General features: G+C 45.3%; 16 protein-coding genes. All 16 read right to left on the minus strand.

Going from position 1 to position 18,961, the window contains the following annotated elements; all coding sequences use genetic code 11:
• Window positions 1-2: 2 nt before the first annotated feature.
• The 16 genes from PGW42_RS01520 to PGW42_RS01595 all read right to left on the minus strand — a co-directional run bounded on the left by PGW42_RS01520 (window position 3) and on the right by PGW42_RS01595 (window position 18,738).
• Complete coding sequence (locus PGW42_RS01520; RefSeq protein ID WP_008369294.1) at window positions 3-2,090, minus strand: polyribonucleotide nucleotidyltransferase; 2,088 nt, start codon at window positions 2,088-2,090, stop codon at window positions 3-5.
• A gap of 329 nt (window positions 2,091-2,419) precedes the next feature.
• Entirely contained in the window at window positions 2,420-2,686 is a 267-nt protein-coding gene (gene rpsO / locus PGW42_RS01525; RefSeq protein WP_008369295.1) for a 30S ribosomal protein S15, read from the minus strand.
• Between the two features lie 220 nt (window positions 2,687-2,906).
• A complete protein-coding gene (locus PGW42_RS01530) occupies window positions 2,907-3,839 on the minus strand; it encodes a bifunctional riboflavin kinase/FAD synthetase (RefSeq protein ID WP_117556509.1) in 933 nt (310 codons plus the stop codon).
• Window positions 3,840-3,855: 16 nt separating this feature from the next.
• Entirely contained in the window at window positions 3,856-4,782 is a 927-nt protein-coding gene (gene truB, locus PGW42_RS01535; RefSeq protein ID WP_117556507.1) for a tRNA pseudouridine(55) synthase TruB, read from the minus strand.
• Complete coding sequence (locus PGW42_RS01540) at window positions 4,779-5,741, minus strand: DHH family phosphoesterase (RefSeq protein WP_117556505.1); 963 nt, start codon at window positions 5,739-5,741, stop codon at window positions 4,779-4,781. The genes truB and PGW42_RS01540 overlap by 4 nt, the downstream gene beginning before the upstream one ends.
• A gap of 1 nt (window position 5,742) precedes the next feature.
• Window positions 5,743-6,114, minus strand: a complete 372-nt coding sequence (gene rbfA, locus PGW42_RS01545; protein ID WP_008369305.1) for a 30S ribosome-binding factor RbfA — start codon at window positions 6,112-6,114, stop codon at window positions 5,743-5,745.
• Window positions 6,115-6,127: 13 nt separating this feature from the next.
• Window positions 6,128-8,755, minus strand: coding sequence for a translation initiation factor IF-2 (infB, locus tag PGW42_RS01550; RefSeq protein ID WP_117823785.1), 2,628 nt, complete (start codon window positions 8,753-8,755; stop codon window positions 6,128-6,130).
• A 27-nt stretch (window positions 8,756-8,782) separates the two neighbouring features.
• Window positions 8,783-9,073 (minus strand): L7Ae/L30e/S12e/Gadd45 family ribosomal protein, encoded by a 291-nt coding sequence (locus tag PGW42_RS01555; protein WP_118217726.1) that lies wholly within the window; start codon window positions 9,071-9,073, stop codon window positions 8,783-8,785.
• A gap of 10 nt (window positions 9,074-9,083) precedes the next feature.
• Entirely contained in the window at window positions 9,084-9,338 is a 255-nt protein-coding gene (gene rnpM / locus PGW42_RS01560) for an RNase P modulator RnpM (protein WP_334294126.1), read from the minus strand.
• Between the two features lie 38 nt (window positions 9,339-9,376).
• The gene (nusA, locus tag PGW42_RS01565) at window positions 9,377-10,558 is read right to left on the minus strand and encodes a transcription termination factor NusA (protein WP_195412942.1); all 1,182 of its coding nucleotides are present in this window, start codon (window positions 10,556-10,558) and stop codon (window positions 9,377-9,379) included.
• Between the two features lie 19 nt (window positions 10,559-10,577).
• On the minus strand, window positions 10,578-11,045 hold the full coding sequence (rimP, locus tag PGW42_RS01570; RefSeq protein ID WP_008369315.1) for a ribosome maturation factor RimP: 468 nt from the start codon (window positions 11,043-11,045) through the stop codon (window positions 10,578-10,580).
• 129 nt (window positions 11,046-11,174) lie between these two features.
• Window positions 11,175-11,735, minus strand: coding sequence for a hypothetical protein (locus PGW42_RS01575; RefSeq protein WP_008369317.1), 561 nt, complete (start codon window positions 11,733-11,735; stop codon window positions 11,175-11,177).
• A 12-nt stretch (window positions 11,736-11,747) separates the two neighbouring features.
• A complete protein-coding gene (locus tag PGW42_RS01580) occupies window positions 11,748-12,737 on the minus strand; it encodes a DnaJ domain-containing protein (protein ID WP_270203953.1) in 990 nt (329 codons plus the stop codon).
• Window positions 12,737-14,488, minus strand: a complete 1,752-nt coding sequence (locus PGW42_RS01585; RefSeq protein ID WP_270203954.1) for a molecular chaperone HscC — start codon at window positions 14,486-14,488, stop codon at window positions 12,737-12,739. Before PGW42_RS01585 ends, PGW42_RS01580 begins: the two co-directional genes overlap by 1 nt.
• Window positions 14,489-14,497: 9 nt before the next feature.
• Entirely contained in the window at window positions 14,498-16,738 is a 2,241-nt protein-coding gene (locus PGW42_RS01590) for a DNA gyrase/topoisomerase IV subunit A (RefSeq protein ID WP_270203955.1), read from the minus strand.
• Window positions 16,739-16,818: 80 nt separating this feature from the next.
• Window positions 16,819-18,738, minus strand: a complete 1,920-nt coding sequence (locus PGW42_RS01595) for a DNA gyrase/topoisomerase IV subunit B (RefSeq protein ID WP_022220261.1) — start codon at window positions 18,736-18,738, stop codon at window positions 16,819-16,821.
• Window positions 18,739-18,961: the final 223 nt, after the last annotated feature.

Below are 18,961 nucleotides of genomic sequence, written 5' to 3' on the forward strand. Positions count from 1 at the left end.
CTTTATTCTGCAACATCTTTGATGCTGAAGCTCAAACGTCCCATCTTGTCTTTTCCAAGACAAACCACTTTGACATGATCTCCGATAGAAAGAACATCTTCTACATGATCGATTCTCTGCTTAGCGATTTTGGAAATGTGTACCATTCCTTCTTTGCCCGGTGCAAATTCGATGAATGCGCCGAATTCTTTGATGCTTACAACATCACCTTCAAGAACCATTCCTGCCTCGAAGTCTGTTACGATGGTAGCGATCATCTTTCTTGCCTGTTCCATGCTGTCTGCATCTACGCCACAGATAGATACGCTTCCTTCATCTGTGATATCAATCTTAACGCCTGTCTTTTCGATGATTGCGTTGATGGTCTTTCCTCTCTGACCTACAACTTCACCAATCTTAGCCGGATCAATATTCATCTGAATGATCTTCGGTGCATACTTGCCAACCTGTGCTCTTGGCTCAGCGATTGTCTTAGCCATAACTTCATCCAGAATGTAAACTCTTGCTTTTCTTGTACGTGCAATTGCTTCTTCGATGATCGGTCTTGTCAGTCCATGGATCTTAATATCCATCTGGATCGCTGTAATACCTTTATGTGTACCTGCTACCTTGAAGTCCATATCTCCGAAGAAATCTTCCAGCCCCTGAATATCTGTAAGTACCAGATAATCATCGTCAGTAGCACCTGTTACCAGACCACATGAGATACCTGCAACTGCAGATTTGATTGGTACACCGGCTGCCATAAGTGACATAGAAGATGCACATACACTTGCCTGAGAAGTAGAACCGTTAGATTCAAATGTCTCAGATACGGTACGGATCGCATACGGGAATTCTTCCTCTGACGGAAGTACCGGTACCAGTGCTCTCTCAGCAAGGGCTCCATGTCCGATCTCACGACGTCCCGGTCCTCTGGAAGGTCTTGTCTCACCTACAGAGTATGACGGGAAGTTATAGTGATGCATATATCTCTTGGATGTCTCAGATTCATCCAGTCCGTCTACCTTCTGTGCTTCTGAAAGCGGAGCCAGTGTGGTGATGGTACAGATCTGTGTCTGTCCACGTGTAAACATAGCAGAACCATGTACTCTCGGGATCAGGTCAATTTCTGCGGCAAGTGGACGGATTTCTTCGATTGCACGACCGTCCGGACGCTTGTGGTCTTTGAGGATCATCTTGCGGACAACCTTCTTCTGGTACTGATATACAGCTTCACCAAGTTTGGCAAGCCATTCTTCGTTATCAGCAAAAGCTTCTTCCAGCTTTTCTGTGATCTTACGGATATTTTCTTCTCTTGTCTGCTTGTCATCTGTGAATACTGCAACTTCCATCTCTTCCGGTGTTACGATCTTCTGAATCGCTTCAAAGAGTTCTTCCGGTACTGCAAAGCTTACATAATCATGTTTTGGTTTTCCACATTCTGCAACGATCTGGTCGATGAATGCGATGACTTTCTGATTCACTTCATGCGCCGCGAAGATGGCTTCGAGCATCTTAGCTTCCGGTACTTCATTTGCTCCGGCTTCAATCATGATTACCTTTTCTCTTGTAGATGCAACAGTCAGTGCAAGGTCGGACTTTTCTTTCTGCTCTGCGGTTGGATTGAATACCAGTTCTCCGTCAACAAGTCCTACCTGGGTAGAAGCTGTCGGACCATCGAACGGGATATCAGAAATAGCAGTTGCAATCGCTGATCCAAGCATAGCGGTAAGCTCCGGTGAGCAGTCCTGTTCAACAGAGAGAACCAGGTTCTCCAAAGTTACATCATTTCTGTAATCCTTCGGGAAAAGCGGTCTCATCGGACGGTCGATCACACGACAGGTAAGAACAGCATTTTCTGATGCCTTTCCTTCTCTCTTGTTAAATCCTCCCGGGATCTTTCCTACTGCATAAAGCTTCTCATTGTATTCAACGCTGAGCGGGAAGAAGTCAATTCCTTCTCTTGGTTTGTCGGATGCAGTTGCTGTTGAAAGCACAACTGTATCACCATAATGCATAAGTACTGCGCCGTTCGCCTGTTTGGCAACTCTTCCAACATCTACGCGGAGTGTACGGCCTGCCAGTTCCATTTCAAACTTTTTGTACATAAATGTTCTCCTTTTTTATCTGTTTATCTGACGGGTAAAATCTCCGAAACTACTGAAAAATACACTTCTCAAAATATACTTTTCAGTGGTCTCGGACGCAATCTCTACCCACAATCTTTTGTATTATATCATATCCTTACATCTCTTGCAAGATTCTATATAACTAACTTTAAAATGTGGCAAAACACGGTTATTGGTCACTCCCATGTCAATCACTATGCTGATTGGCATGGATGATGCATGTTGTACCGGTTCGGCTCATTGTTTGCGTAAACAAACAGGGAGCGAAAACATCCAGCTGATGCCTTTCGCTCCCTGTAAAATACGTCTTACTTTCTTAAACCTAATCTTTCGATCAGTGAACGATATCTTTCAATGTCATTCTTCTTAAGGTATGCAAGAAGTCCTCTTCTCTGTCCAACCATCTTAAGAAGTCCTCTTCTTGAGTGGTGATCCTTCGGATTAGCTTTGAAGTGATCTGTAAGATCATTGATTCTTGCTGTAAGAAGAGCTACCTGTACTTCCGGAGATCCTGTATCTCCTTCTGTTCTTCCGTATTCTTTGATAATCTGTTCTTTCATTTCTTTTGTGATCATTTGTCACTACCTCCTAAATATACTGTTAATTGCCTGATATTAAGCAGTGGTTGGAGATTCCATCTGCCGAACATCGGTTTTTCATACTTGCCTAGTGTACCATATGCCCCGAATCCTGTCAAGAAGGATTTTATCTTTCCCGCATCTGGCAGGTTTTCATATTCCTGTTCACAGGCTGCCTGTAAATAACCGCATTTCCGGAGCTTTTTCACCGGCTCTGTTATTTCTTATGATGATAACGGAAAAATTCTTTTGCGTAAGCAATATCCTGATCGATCTGAGCCTTCATCATTTCTATCGATTCAAACTTCTGCTCCGGTCTCTTAAAATGATAAAGCTGGATCTCTACCTCTTTTCCGTAGGCATCACCACTGTAATCCAGCAGATTGCTCTCGATCAGCATCCGGTTCTCATCGGATACCGTTGGCTTAAACCCGACATTACCGATTCCGTTGTACCAGATTCCATCAATCCTCACACTATCCAGATAAACTCCGTTCGGTGGAAGAAGTTTATCCCTTGACGGATGTACATTAAGTGTCGGAAATCCCAGTTTTCTGCCCAGCTGCCTGCCATGCTCTACTTTTCCCCGTACAGTATATGCATACCCCAGCATATCATTCACAGCTTCCATATTTCCCTTCCGAAGTTCTTCCCTGACATAGCTGCTGCTGATCTCCCGTTTTCCGTACATCTCTTTTTCAATCACAAAAAGTTCATATCCATACACATCGGCATATTCTGCAAGCATTTTTGCATCACCACGCTTGTCATGCCCAAAGTGGAAATCCGTTCCGATCACAATATACCGGGCATGAATTTTCTCAATCAGGATCTTCCGGATGAAATCCTCTGCCGACATACTTGTGACATCTTCGGAAAACGGGCATTCCAGCAGTACATCTACTTTCTCGTCCAGAAGACATCTGCGCTCCTCATTGGACATGATCCCTTCTCTTGATTTTCCAAGCTTTTCATAAAGCGGATTCATATCAAATGCAAACACAACAGAACGAACGCCTTTTTTCGCCTTCAGCTGACATACTTTTTTGATCAGCTTCTGATGTCCTCTGTGAACTCCATCAAATTTGCCGAGTGTGATTGCTGCCTCTCTGGAATCCTGATAGGCTTCCAGCCCTCTGATATAGTCCATGTTCTTTCCTCTTTAATTACTTTTTTTCATTTCCATCAAAAAACATTTTTACAATCTTGAAGAGATCGTCTTTCCTGCAGTAACAGTAAATCGCAATAAACTGATGCGATTCATCATACACGCGGACTCTCTCATCGTTCTCATACTCCTTTAATGCTGTTTCCTGTGAAATATCTCTTTTTCTGAAACTATTCCCGTTCCGTACTGCCGCGGCCGTTTTCGGTGGCAGTACGACCTGTGCATACGTTGGAAACATTTCATCTATCGCGATGATCTTCTCCTCCAGAATTCCTTCTTTCTGAAGCTGTGCAATTTCACCGAGCCGGATACTGTCTTCAAGTCCAAACCGCTCTACACGTGTTCTCAAAAGCTCTTTCATGCATCCGCCACAGCCAAGCTTCTGACCGATATCATGACACAGTGTACGGATATACGTTCCCTTTGAACAGGTCACTTCCAGTTTTACCTCCGGAAGATTGATCTCCAGGATCCGGATCTCATGAATCGTGATTCTCCGTGCTTTCCGCTCTACTTCTTGGCCCTCTCTGGCAAGCTCATAAAGCTTTTTTCCGTTAACTTTGAGTGCCGAATACATCGGCGGAATCTGATCGTATTCTCCCTCAAAGCTGCGGATCACATTTTCTACTTTTTCATTGGTCAGATCTTCTGTGCTATGTTTTTCCAGAACCTGACCGGAAGTATCCTGTGTATCCGTCACCTGACCGAGAAGAAGGACCGCCTGATAGGTTTTATCTTTATCTGTCAGCAGGTCACAAAGCTTTGTTGCTTTCCCAAAGCAGACCGGAAGTACTCCTTCGGCATCCGGATCAAGGGTTCCGGTATGCCCGATCTTTTTCTGCTTTACGATCCCGCGCAGCTTTGCAACCACATCATGGGACGTATAGCCTTTTTCTTTATATACATTCAGTACGCCATGTATCATTCCGCTTCGCTCCCACTGTTAAACTGAAGTTCCAGTCTTCTTGCCAGATTGTTGATGATATCATGTGGTGTGGCAGTCATGGAGAATCCGGCTGCCCTTGCGTGTCCGCCGCCGCCAAAATAGCTTGCAACTACACTTACATCTATCTTTTCACTGGATCGCAGACTTACCTTAAAAGTTCCATGTTCAAGCTCATACATAAAAATTGCAACATCGATACCTTTTGTGAGTTTCAGCTGGCTTACGATTCCATCCAGATGTTTCGCTTTTACCTGGTAGAAATCCATCTCTTCTTTTGTAACGTAAGATACAATACATCTTCCGTCCATAAAAAGAAAGCTTTCCAACAATGCACGCCCCAGAACCTGGTTCTGTGCATAGGTCTTTTCATCAAAAGTCTCTGTAATTATTTTTGTAAAATCGATCCCTTTTTCCATCAGTGCTGCTGCTGCGCGCATGGTCGACGGATGGGTACAGGAATAACGGAACACACCGGTATCATGCACCATTCCTGTGTAAAGGCACTCGGCAGTCTCCACAGACATCTTCCCATAATCCAGCAGATCGTAGATCAGCTCACTTGTCGAGCTTGCATCTGGCATGATATAGTTCTGGTCTGCAAAACTCTGGTTGCTCACATGATGATCTACACAGAATCTTACTGCCGCTTTTTTGAAAAGGACTGCCGAAAATCCAAGTCTTCCCATATCCCCACAATCCAGTGCGATAAACAGATCATAGGTTTTTTCTTCCGTCACTTCATGCCGGATCTTATCTGTATTTTTCATGAACTTCAGTGTATTCGGAAGCTCTTCCAGATAAACATCGATCTCTTTTTCAGGAAAATTCTCTCTGACATAGTTATACAATCCCATGCAGGAACCAGCACAGTCCCCATCCGGGCGGACATGTCCGCCAAGTGCGATCGTCCCGGCTTTTGAAATTGCATCTAATAACATACTAATCATCCTCTTCCCGTAAATCTCTTGTTACATCATCAATTTTCTTTGACATCCGGACACCATATTCAATGGACTGATCCAGTACGAACTTGATCTCCGGTGTGTTACGCATATTCAGTGTATGAGCAAGTTCGCGGCGGATATAGCCTTCTGCGCTCTGTAATCCCTTCAGGGTATCAGCCTGGGCTTTTTCATCGCCCAGGACACTGATATATGCTTTGCAGGTTTTAAGATCCGGAGCAACCTCTACCGCTACAACCGAAGTCATCGGTGCAACACGCGGATCCTTGATCCCTCCACGCAGAATAGTACTAAGTTCACGCTGTACCTCTGCGTTTACTCTTGTATTCTTAATGCTGTTTTTTCTCATTTTCTACCCTTCTTTATCTAGGAACTTCCACCATCTTGAATGCTTCTACCTGGTCTCCTTCTTTGACATCGTTGAAACGTTCAAATACGAAACCACATTCATATCCGGCTTTGACTTCCTTCACATCATCTTTGAAACGCTTTAATGAAGCAAGCTTACCATCGTAAATGACAACGCCGTCACGGACGATTCTTGCCTGGCAGTCACGTTCAAATGTACCGTCAAGGACATAAGATCCTGCAATTGTTCCGACTCCGGAAGCTTTGAATGTCTGACGTACTTCGGCATGGCCAAGTACCTTTTCTTCAAATACAGGCTCAAGCATACCCTTCATGGCTGCTTCAACGTCTTCGATCGCATTGTAGATGACACGGTACAGTCTCACATCAACACCTTCACGTTCTGCCGTTTCCTTTGCAGTTGCGTCCGGACGTACATTGAATCCGATAATGATCGCATTGGATGCTGCTGCAAGCGTAACGTCAGATTCATTGATCGCACCAACACCACCATGGATGATCTTAACAACGACTTCTTCATTGGAAAGTTTGACAAGGCTCTGCTTGATCGCTTCTACAGATCCCTGTACGTCTGCTTTTACAACGATTCCAAGTTCTTTTAAGTTGCCTTCCTGGATCTGGTTGAACAGATCATCCAGAGACATCTTGGACTTGGTTTCTTCCAGTTTCTTGATCTTGTTCTGACTGATGAATGTCTCTGCAAAGCTTCTTGCATCTTTATCATTCTTGCAGCCAACAAATACTTCACCTGCATTCGGCACATCATTAAGACCGAGGATCTCAACCGGCATAGAAGGACCTGCTTCTTTTACACGGCGTCCCTGGTCATCCATCATGGCACGTACTTTACCATATGCAGAGCCTGCTGCGATCGGATCTCCGACACGGAGTGTACCCTTCTGTACAAGAACGGTTGCAACCGGTCCTTTTCCTTTGTCAAGCTCAGCCTCAATTACAAGACCTCTTGCGCGGCGGTTCGGATTTGCTTTCAGTTCCATCACTTCTGCGGTAAGAAGAACCATTTCCAGAAGCTCTTTGATTCCTTCTCCTGTATGAGCAGATACCGGTACACAGATAGTGCTTCCGCCCCAGTCTTCTGGAATCAGTTCATATTCGGTCAGTTCCTGTTTTACACGGTCGATATTGGCACTTGGCTTGTCAATCTTGTTGATCGCAACTACGATCTCGATCCCTGCTGCCTTTGCATGGTTGATCGCTTCTACAGTCTGCGGCATGACACCGTCATCTGCTGCAACAACCAGGATTGCAATATCGGTAGAATTTGCACCACGCATACGCATTGCGGTAAATGCTTCATGTCCCGGTGTATCGAGGAAGGTGATTTTCTCACCGTTGATTTCCACAACTGAAGCACCGATATGCTGTGTGATTCCACCTGCTTCTCCTGCGATGACATGAGTATCACGGATCTTGTCAAGAAGAGAGGTTTTACCGTGGTCAACGTGTCCCATAACGCAGACTACCGGCGGACGTTTCTTCATTTTCTTTTCGTCTTCTTCGTCTTCTTTCAGAAGTTCTTCGATCACATCGACTACTTCTTCTTTTTCACAGAGCACATCGAATTCCAGAGCGATTTCTTCAGCTGTCTCGTAATCAATTTCCTGGTTGACTGTTACAATCTTGCCCTGCATGAAGAGTTTCTTAACGATTACGGATGGCTGGATCTTCATTGCATCTGCAAGTTCCTGGATTGTAAGTACTTCCGGAATTGTGATCTGCTTGATCTGCTCCTCCACAACCTCTTTCTTTGGCTGTGGTTTTACCATTTTCGGCTGAGCGTTATTGTTTTTGCCCTTTTTGCCTTTCTGCAGTCTGTCTTCGTTCTCTTCATTTCTGTTATATTCTTTCTTCTTGTGCGCATCTTTTGGTTTGTTGCGGCTTGGTTTCTGTTCTGCGATTGCAGGTGCCGGAATAGACGGGCTGGATTTTCTTCTGTCGTCACGGCGTCCGCCATCACGCATCTCTCTTCCGTCTCTGTTATCACGGTTATCTCGATTATCTCTTCTGTCTCCGCGGTTCTGGAATCCGCCATCTCTTCTTCCATCACCCGGGCGTCCCTGTCTCTGATCCTGACCGTTTCTTGGTCCGTTTGGATTTCTGCGCTGTCTGTTATCACGGTTTTCTCCCTGCGGACGATCCTGTCTGTTTCCGTTCTGTGGACGTCCCTGGCCATTTCCATTACCCTGCGGGCGTTCCTGTCTGTTTCCGTTCTGCGGACGTCCCTGGCCATTTCCCTGAGGGCGTCCCTGGCTGTTACCATTCTGTGGACGTTCCTGTCTGTTTCCATTGCCCTGTGAGCGTCCCTGTCCATTTCCATTGCCTTGCGGGCGCTGTCCGTTTCGACTGCCCTGCGGGCGTCCCTGACCATTACGGCCTCTTCCGCCGCCCTGTGAGTTCTGCGGTCTGAAAACCTGAACGATATTTTTCTTCTTCGGGGTATCTTCAGAAGATTTTTCACTTTTTACTGCATCAATCTGTTCATCTGAAAGTGTACTCATATGACTTGCCACCTCAATTCCTTTGTCTTTTAATATAGAGAGTATTTCTTTGTTTGTCTTATTCATCTGTTCTGCCAGTTCATATACTCTTAATTTTGCCATAAATCTACCTCCTGTATACAGTTCCTATTATCCTTCTTCCATATCCAGATGTTTTCTGATTCCTTTTGCAAACCCTGCATCTGTTACTGCAAGCGAAGCGCGGAACTCTTTTCCCATCGCATGGCCCAGGGTATCTTTATCTTCAAAAAAGTATATTGGCACTTTATAAAAATCACACATGTTCTGAAATTTCTTTTTTGTATTGTCCGATGCGTCGTCTGCCACAATCACCAGATGCGCGCGTCCTTCTTTGACTTCTTTTTCTGTCATGAATTCCCCGCTCTTTGTCTTGCCGGCTTTGGTCGCCAGACTGATCATCGATAATGCTCTATTTATGTTCAAGCTGCTCCAGCTCCTTTTCCAGATTTTCGTATATCTCTTTTGGTATCGCCTGTTTGAAAGAACGTTCCAGTCCTTTATTCTTTATTGCTTCCTGCAAACATTTTCCGGAAAAGCACAGATATGCCCCGCGCCCGTTCTTACGTCCGGTTGCGTCCAGAATGAATTCGCCTTCTGCTGTTTTCAGAACACGCAGCATTTCTTTTTTATTCTTCATTTCCTGACATCCCACGCATTTACGCATCGGGATCTTTTTGGTCGTACTCAAATAATCACCTCTGTCTATTCTTCATACAGATCAAGATCATCTGCTACTTCTTCCTCTGATTCTTCATCAGCAGAATATTCTTTGTCTGAATACTCTTCCTCCTGATAATCATCTTCATAATTCTCAGCCATATTCATATAATCTGCCGGAAGTTCGCCAGACTCGATCGCCTGTGTTTCGTTCTTGATATCGATCTTATATCCGGTCAGTCTTGCTGCAAGACGTGCATTCTGACCTTCTTTACCGATTGCAAGTGAAAGCTGGTAATCCGGTACAATTACACTTGCTGTTCTCTCATCCGGATCAGCCATTACAGAAATAACCTTCGCCGGGCTGAGTGCATTCTCGATCAGGATTGCCGGGTTATCACTCCAGTTGATGATATCAATCTTTTCACCGCGGAGTTCATTTACAACGGCTCCGACTCTGGCACCGTTCATACCAACGCATGCTCCAACCGGATCTACATCCGGGTCGTTAGACCATACTGCGATCTTGGTACGGGAACCTGCTTCTCTTGCGATGCTCTTGATCTCTACAATACCATCACGCACCTCGGTTACTTCCGCCTCAAAAAGACGCTTAACCAGTTCCGGATGTGTTCTTGATACAAGGATCTTTGGTCCTTTTGTCGTGTTCTTCACCTCTACAACGTAAAGTTTGATACGCTCTGTCGGCTCGAATTTCTCACCTTTTACCTGCTCATTCTCAGTAAGGATCGCATCTGCTTTTCCAAGGTTTACACTGACATTCTTGCCAATATATCTCTGAACCACACCTGTCACGATATCTTTTTCTTTTTCAAAGTACTGATCATATACAACTTTTCTTTCTTCTTCACGGATCTTCTGAAGAATCAGGTTCTTTGCATTCTGTGTTGCGATACGTCCGAAAGATTTGGACTCAACCGGGATCTGTACGATGTCGCCGATCTCATAAGAAGGATCGATCATCTTCGCATCTGCAAGACTGATCTGTTCTACTTTGTCCTCTACTTCTTCTACAACGGTCTTCTCCTGGATCAGAGTGTAATCGCATGTCTCCTTATCCATAATTACTTTGATATTGTCTGCTTTTCCGAAATGATTCTTACATGCATTGATCAGTGAATTCTCAATGGCATCCATCAGAGTATCTCTGCTGATATCTTTTTCCTCTTCAAGAATTGTAAGTGCTTCTAATAATTCGGTATTCATTTCCTTCTTCCTCCTGTCACTAGAAATCGAACGCCAGACGGATCAGTGCGATGTCTGCTTTATCAAATGTCATCGTCTCGCCGTCTTCATATTCAATGGTAACTGTATCTTTATCATAATCTTTTAAGATTCCAATAAACTCTTTCTGTCTGTCGATTGCCCGGTAAGTACGAACCTCTACTTCTTCTCCCAGGCTTCTTGCAAAGTCTTTTTCTTTCTTCAGCGGTCTGCCAAGTCCCGGCGAACTCACTTCCAGAATATACGCTTCATCGATAAAATCCTTCTCATCCAGAATGTCTGAAAGTTCCCGGCTTACAACCTCACAGTCATCGACCATAATTCCTCCCGGCTTATCAATATAAGCACGCAGGTACCAGTTTCCGCCCTCTTTTACATATTCTACATCCCAGAGATCAAATCCATGCTTTTCCACGATTGGGTTCAGAATCTCTTCTGTTTTCTGTTCATATACTTCTTTTTTTGACAATCTGCAACTTCCTTTCTTAATCAGGCTCCAAAAATCTGTCCGATTTTGGTTGTATGACTGGCAAAAAGAAGAGTGAACTTTCGTCCACTCTTCTGCCAGATTTCTTATGTAACTGCATACAGTATAGCACTACTTTTCCTGAAATGCAAGGATTTTTAAAATATATGCCTGATTCTCTTTGTAAAGACGCTTTCCGTCGTTCTCCTTCAGCCATTTTACAACCTGGATATCTGCTGCCCAGTCATCTGCCCAGACTTCATCACCTTCGCCACGCGCCGCCGCTTTTTCTGCGATGTATCCCGCCGGGTCTTCCGTAAGATCTTTCAGTACTTCATATGCTTTTTCGTTCTTATCATCCAGATCCTGTATCAAAACAACGGTTTCTGTATCCGGTGTCTTTCCATCGAGCGCCTGCAGCTGTTCATTATATTTTTCCAGATTCTCCAGGCTGTCCTTCGCATCCTCCAGACATTCTGTCAGGATTTCGATCTCCGTTTTTCCAGTACCACCCTTTGCAACCGGGCGGATGGATATTTCTGAATCAGCAGTCGTCTTTTTCAGCTCTGCCCGAATCCTCTCCTCATCGTGATCCATTCTTCCGATATCATATCCAAAGTAAAAACCGCCAATTCCAATCACAACAAGAAGAACGATTGCAAAAATTCTTTTTCCGGATTTTTTCTTTTTCATCTTCCGTCCTCCTTACCCTAATATCGTACCTGCTATAATTCCAAGGATCATTCCGCCGATCCCGGTTCCCGCAAGCACCACAAGATATAAGAGTACCTTCACCGCTTTGGATTTCTCCTTTTTCACCTTTGGAAGTGCCGGACCAGGCTCCGGTGTTCGCCTCTCCTGCGTCTGTTCCGGTGTCTCCTGCCGCGGCATTCTTTCGATTTCTTCTTGTGTCGGATAGTCAAACGGCATCACACCTGCTTCAAGAGCTGAAAATAATTTCCCATCGATCCACTGAAAATACTGCCAGATCGCCGCATCAAACATCCGGTGGGTGTCCAGAAAATGATACCAGGATTCCACAAAGGTTTTTGTTCGGAAATATTCTCTATACGCCGGTTCCTCCAGAATATCCTTCCAGTGATACAGCTTATTTCGCTCCTTTTCATTCAAATACAGACTGATGCACTGCTCCATGATTTTCCGGACCTCACGGTCATCCGCACCTTGTTGCTCAGAAGCATCCGCCATATTCTGGAACTGACGGGTCCAGTCACTGTCCCATGTCTGGGAATCTTCCTCTAACTGTACAGGTAGCTCTCCTGCCTCTTCTTCCCGGAAACTTTCCTCAGAATCTTCGTCAGAATGCACAGGAAGTTCTTCATACTGCGCAGAAGATTCTTCTGACTGTGCATCTTCTTTCTGAGGATTTTCCATGTAAGCCTCTTCCGGATTTCTCTCCGGCTCTGCATAATTCCATGTTTCAGATTCCGCTGCTTTTTCCTGCTCCGCTGCTCCCATCTCCATCCGCCGCGGCTCTTCCGGCATCTGTGGCTCTTCCCCTCTTCCCGCATTGCGCTCCGCCCACGCAAGCGCCTCTTCATAGGCATCGTGGATCCTCTGGAATTCCTCCGGATGTTCTTCCGGGTGGAATTCCCTGGACATTGCCGCATATGCTCTCTTTATCTTTTTCTTTTCCGTTGTTGGTTCAATCCCAAGTACCGTAAAACAGTTCATCACTGCTGCCTCCTCCACTCATCATACAGATAAGCTTCTATCTTGACCGGCACCGATCTCTTCGGTGTATTCTCCACAATATCCAGAAGCTCACTTGTCCTTATATACGCCTTCTCGATTGTCCGCAGATCCTGTGCATTTAATGCAACTGAAAAATCTGCCAGGATCTTGTCCAGATATTTTCGGATTTCTCCGGTGTTTTCTTCGTAAAGACGGTCGCCTCTTTCCAGCAGAAGCCGGTTCTTTTCCTGCTCTCTCGGATGGATCTTAATCTTCTGCAGCTCTTTTCTTCTTTCCTCAATCTGCTCTGGTGTCAGATGGATATTTTTGTTGACGATCACCTTACTGAAATGCTCTTTGGTGCTCACCACGGTCACATCCACTTCCAGAATTCCGTTAATGTCATAGGTAAATCGGACATCCACCGCTTCCCTCTGATCCTCTCTTCTTGCCAGCGGCACCGGCACACGGATCCGCCCAAGCTCCAGATTCTGGTCTGCATAGCGGTGCTCGCCCTGTAAAATCGTGATATCACAGTATTCCTGGAACTGATGTACCGTCCAGTATCGCTCCACCCGGCTGATCGGAAGAACCGAATTTCGCTCAATGATCGGAGACATGATCGCCGGTCCCTTGGTATCCCCGTGAATGATCTCGGTTCCGAGTGTAAACGGACATATATCTGTAAGAAGTACATCCCGCACTGCCTGCTGTCGTTCCTTAATCCCGGCATACATTCCGGCGCCGACCGCAACCGCAACATCCGGATCGATCTCACACCGCGGTCTTTTGCCGCTCAAAAACTGCAGATAATTCTGCACGATCTTCATCTTACCGGATCCACCGATCATAATGATCTCGTCAATATCTTCCCATCCATAACCACTGTCGTTCATCGCCCGTTTCAGCGGAATCCCGATTCCTTCCAGCAGCTTTGCAGACACCTCCAGAAGTCCTTTCGCATCCAGTTTCATCTGGTAAATCTGTCCGCCAATCACAACCTCCATCTCGCCCTCCGGCGCATCAGTCAGTGTACGTTTCAGCTTCTCACTCTCCCGGATCAGGCTGGCTCTTTCTTCATTAGTGATCTTTCCTTCATCAATCCGATTGACACTTAGAAATTTTTCCGCAATTGCACGGTTCACATCATCCCCACCGAGATGATTGTCTCCGGCAACTGCCACAATCTCGATCACACTGTCAAATGCATCTACGATCGAGATATCCAGAGTTCCTCCGCCAAAATCAAACACCAGAAAGGTCTGATCCTCCTTAGTCTTTCCAAAACGATAGGCAAGTGCTGCCGCCGACGGCTCATTGACCAGACGCTCCACAGTAAGTCCGGCAAGCTCTCCTGCCATCTTCGTCGCATTTCTCTGAAAATCATTAAAATACGCCGGAACACTGATGACTGCCTCTTCAACCGGCTCACCCAGGTATTTTTCCGCATCTTCTTTCAGCTGCCGCAGGACCATGGACGACAGATCTGCCGCTGTAAACCGCCTGTTTCCAAGCATAAATGTCTTCTCCGTCCCCATAAAACGCTTGAAGCTTGCCACTGTACTTTCCGGATGGGAGATCAGCCGCTCTTTCGCGGTTTTTCCCACCAGCATTTCACCGTTTTCATCAATTCCTACTACCGACGGTGTTAAATATTCTCCCAGATTATTTGGAATCAACGTGCATTTATCATCCTGCCATACGCTTACCAGACTGTTTGTTGTTCCAAGATCAATTCCTACCGTTGCCATATGACCGACCTACTTTCTCATTCGTGTTCCTGTTCCATCTCTTTTTGCCCGTTTCAAACGGTTCAGTGTCACTTCTTTTTCGTGGAAGATTACCTTGCTCTCCGTTCCTTCTTCAAACAGATATACTTCTTCTACATTGTCATTTTTCTGTAATTTCATACCGCGTACACCAACTGCACCCTTTTTCTTCTCCGAAACTTCTTCTGCAGGGAAACGGAGTACAAATCCATTCTCCGTCATCAGAACTACATCCTGCACATCCCGGATCGGCTGGATACTTACCAGTGCATCTTCGTCCTGCAGTTTCGTTGCCGCGATTGTCCGCTTAGTTACCTGGAATTCACTTCCTGCCACCTTTTTGATCATTCCCTGCTTCGTGGCAAACAGGAATTTTGAGAAAAAGAGTTCTCTGTCATCACACAGATATACGATTTCTTCTTTTGTACTGTCAAAATTACTTACATTGTCGATTGGAAATCCTTTGTCCCTGAACTTTCCATAAGGAAGATCCATCACTTTGATCTGATGCATCTTGCCATCCGATGTAAAAAGACACAACTTGCCAGTATTCATACAGCGCAGAATATACTTATTCTCCTTATCTGCCGCTTCCCGGTTACGTTCATAGACGGATCCATCCACCGTCTTTGCATAACCAAAGCGGTCCATCAGAAGGACAACCTCCTGCTCCTGTACTTTATTTTCCTCAAACACAGCTTCTTCTGCATTCTCGATCTTCGTTTTACGCTTCACGGCATATTCTTTTTTCAGCGCATCCAAATCATCAATGATCACCTGCGCCATAGAATCATAATTATTCAGAATATCCTCATATTTTGCAATATTTGCAAGCGTTGTCTCATGCTCCTTCATCAGCGCCTCGATTTCCAGACCGATCAGCTTGTACAGACGCATCTCCAGAATTGCCTGTGCCTGCCGGTCAGTAAACCGGAGCATGGATGCCATCTTCTCAGATCTTTTCGACTTAAACTTGATCTTCTCCGTCGTACCTGTTGTCAGACATTCTTTTGCATCCCTGATGGACGAGCTTCCACGCAGGATCTCAATGATCAGGTCGATCACGTCACACGCCTTGATCAGACCCTCCTGGATTTCTTTTTTATCCTGCTCTTTTTTCAGCAGCGTCTTGTATTTTCTGGTTGCAAGTTCAAACTGGAAATCTACATGATGTTCGATGATACGTTTGAGTCCCAGTACTTCCGGTCTGCCATCAGCTACCGCAAGCATATTGACACCAAAGGTATCCTCCAGTCTGGTCTTTTTATAAAGCATGTTGATCAGATTGTCCACATCTGCATCACGCTTCACTTCAATTACAATACGGATTCCTTCCTTGGAAGACTGATTGGAAATGTCTACGATATCACTGGTCTTCTTTGTCTCCACCAGATTGCAGACATCGTTCAGAAATTTACCGATTCCGGCTCCGATCATGGTGTACGGGATTTCGGAAATGACGATCTTCTTCCGTCCGCCTTTTATCTCTTCCACATCTACTTTTCCACGAATCTTGATCTTTCCGGTTCCAGTCTCATAAATTTCTGCCAGATCATCTTTATTGACGACGATCCCGCCTGTCGGGAAATCCGGTCCTTTGATGTACTTCATCAGCTGTTTTGTCGTGATGTCATTGTTCTTCATGTATGCCTTAACCGCATCCACAATCTCGCCCAGGTTATGTGTCGGAATACTGGTTGCCATACCAACTGCGATTCCCTCCGCACCGTTCAGCAGAAGGTTCGGAATTCTTACCGGAAGAACTGCCGGCTCTTTTTCTGTCTCATCAAAATTCGGTACAAAATCAATGATATCTTTGTCCAGATCGGCAAGATATGCCTCCTGTGTGATTTTCGCCAGTCTTGCTTCAGTATAACGCATGGCTGCAGCCCCGTCTCCTTCAATGGAGCCGAAGTTTCCATGACCATCTACCAGGATCATTCCTTTTTTGAATTCCTGTGCCATAACAACCAACGCTTCATAGATCGAGCTGTCTCCATGTGGATGATATTTACCCATGGTATCCCCGACAATACGCGCACATTTACGGTATGGTCTGTCATAACGGATTCCCAGCTCATACATGTCATAGAGTGTTCTTCTCTGTACCGGTTTCAAACCATCCCTGACATCCGGGAGGGCTCTGGAAATGATAACACTCATGGCATAGTCAATATATGATTTTTTCATCAGCTCCGAATATTCCGTCCGGATGATCTGTGACTCTTCCATTTTCTCTTACCTCTTCTAGTTTATGTTTTCTGATACACAGACTTTCCCCTTTTGAAAATCCATGCCTTTCCGATCTGTTTTTAAATATCCAGTTCTGCCTCTGTCGCATTTTCATAAATAAATGCGCGGCGCGGCGGAACTTCTGTTCCCATCAGCATCTCTGTTACACCGGATGCCATACGTGCATCCTCGATCTCGATCCGTTTCATCATTCGAGTTTCCGGGTTGAGGGTTGTCTCCCAGAGCTGCTCTGCATCCATTTCACCCAGACCTTTGTATCGCTGCAGGGTAAAGTCGGAATGTGTCTTTCTATATCTCTCCAGTGCCTTATCATCGTAAAGGTACTCTTCTTCTCCCTTTTTCGGCATTGCCTTATAAAGCGGCGGCATTGCCACGTAGACATGACCTTCGTATATCAGTTCCGGCATAAACCGGTAGAATAAGGTCAGCAATAGTGTGGAAATATGCGCTCCATCCACATCCGCATCCGCCATGATGATAATCTTGTCATACCGCAGCTTTGTGATATCAAAGTCATTACCGTATCCCTCTGAAAATCCACATCCAAATGCATTGATCATGGTCTTGATCTCGGCATTTGCCAGAACCTTATCGATGCTTGCTTTTTCCACGTTCAGGATCTTTCCACGGATCGGCAGGATTGCCTGATACATTCTGTCGCGGGCAGTCTTTGCGCTTCCTCCCGCAGAATCTCCCTCAACGATGAAGATTTCACATTTGGATGCATCCCTGCTCTCACAGTTGGCAAGCTTACCGTTACTGTCAAAAGAATATTTCTGCCTGGTCAGAAGATTCGTCTTTGCTTTTTCCTCAGTCTTACGGATCTTTGCTGCTTTTTCCGCACAGGAAAGAACCTTTTTCAGTGTCTCCAGATTCCGGTCAAAGAAACGCGGGATCTCATCACTGGTCACCTTTCCGGTCGCTTTTGCCGCATCCTGGTTGTCCAGCTTTGTCTTGGTCTGTCCCTCAAATCTCGGATCCGGGTGCTTGATCGATACGATCGCCGTCATTCCGTTCCGTACATCCGCACCGGTAAAGTTGGCATCCTTATCCTTTAACACACCAATTTCACGGGCATACTGGTTCATGATCGTCGTAAATGTCGTCTTGAACCCGGTCAGATGGGTTCCCCCTTCCGCATTATAAATATTGTTGCAGAAACCTAGTACATTTTCATGAAATTCATTCACATACTGGAATGCAACTTCCACTTCGATACCTTCTGCTTCTCCTTTATAGTAAACCGGATCGTGGATCACTTCTTTTTTGGAATTCAGATCCTTGATAAATCCAATGATCCCATCTGGTTCATGATACTCGATCCTCTCTTCCTGTGTCTTTCTTTTATCTGTAAATATAATCGTCAGTTCCGGATTCAGGTAGGCTGTCTCATGCAGTCGGCTCTTGATCTCTTCCTCTTTAAATCTCGTCTTCTCGAAAATTGTCGGATCTGGAAGAAAATTGACACAGGTTCCGGTCTTTTTGGTCTTTCCGATCACCGGAAGAAGTCCATCCTCCAGTTCTACCACCGGAATTCCTCTCTCATAACGGTCGTGGTGGACCGCACCGTCACGGCTGATCTTTACATCCATATAAGTAGATAGTGCATTAACAACCGAAGAACCTACTCCGTGCAGACCGCCACTTGTCTTGTATGCCGAATCATCGAACTTACCTCCCGCATGTAGGGTGGTATATACGATTCTGGCCGCCGATACTCCTTTTGCATGCATACCTACCGGCACACCGCGTCCATTATCTGTTACCGTTGCAGAACCGTCCTTTTCCAGTGTCACCTCTATCTGTGAACAAAATCCTGCCAGATGCTCATCTACCGCATTATCTACAATTTCGTACACCAGGTGGTTAAGCCCCTTGGTACTGACGCTTCCAATATACATTCCCGGTCTTTTCCGGACGGCTTCAAGTCCTTCCAGAATGGTAATACTCTCCGCGTCATATGTAGTCTTTTTTGCCATTTTCTTTCTCTCCTCTTATGATCTATCCTAAAATATCCAGGTAAAATCCTGCGGCAGCAGCCTCCTTACAATTTCCCGGATTCCCTGATCTGTTTCTTCAATTCAGTAAGAAAAATTCTATCTCAATTTCAATCCTCTTGTCAAGCCAAATTGACCCTCCCTGCCATTATAACATATTTTATATCATTAAACTTCTGTAGTTTCCATTCTGTCATAAGAATAC

Source organism: Coprococcus sp. TM115-187 (genome assembly GCF_027679115.1).
Lineage (GTDB): Bacteria > Bacillota > Clostridia > Lachnospirales > Lachnospiraceae > Allocoprococcus > Allocoprococcus comes.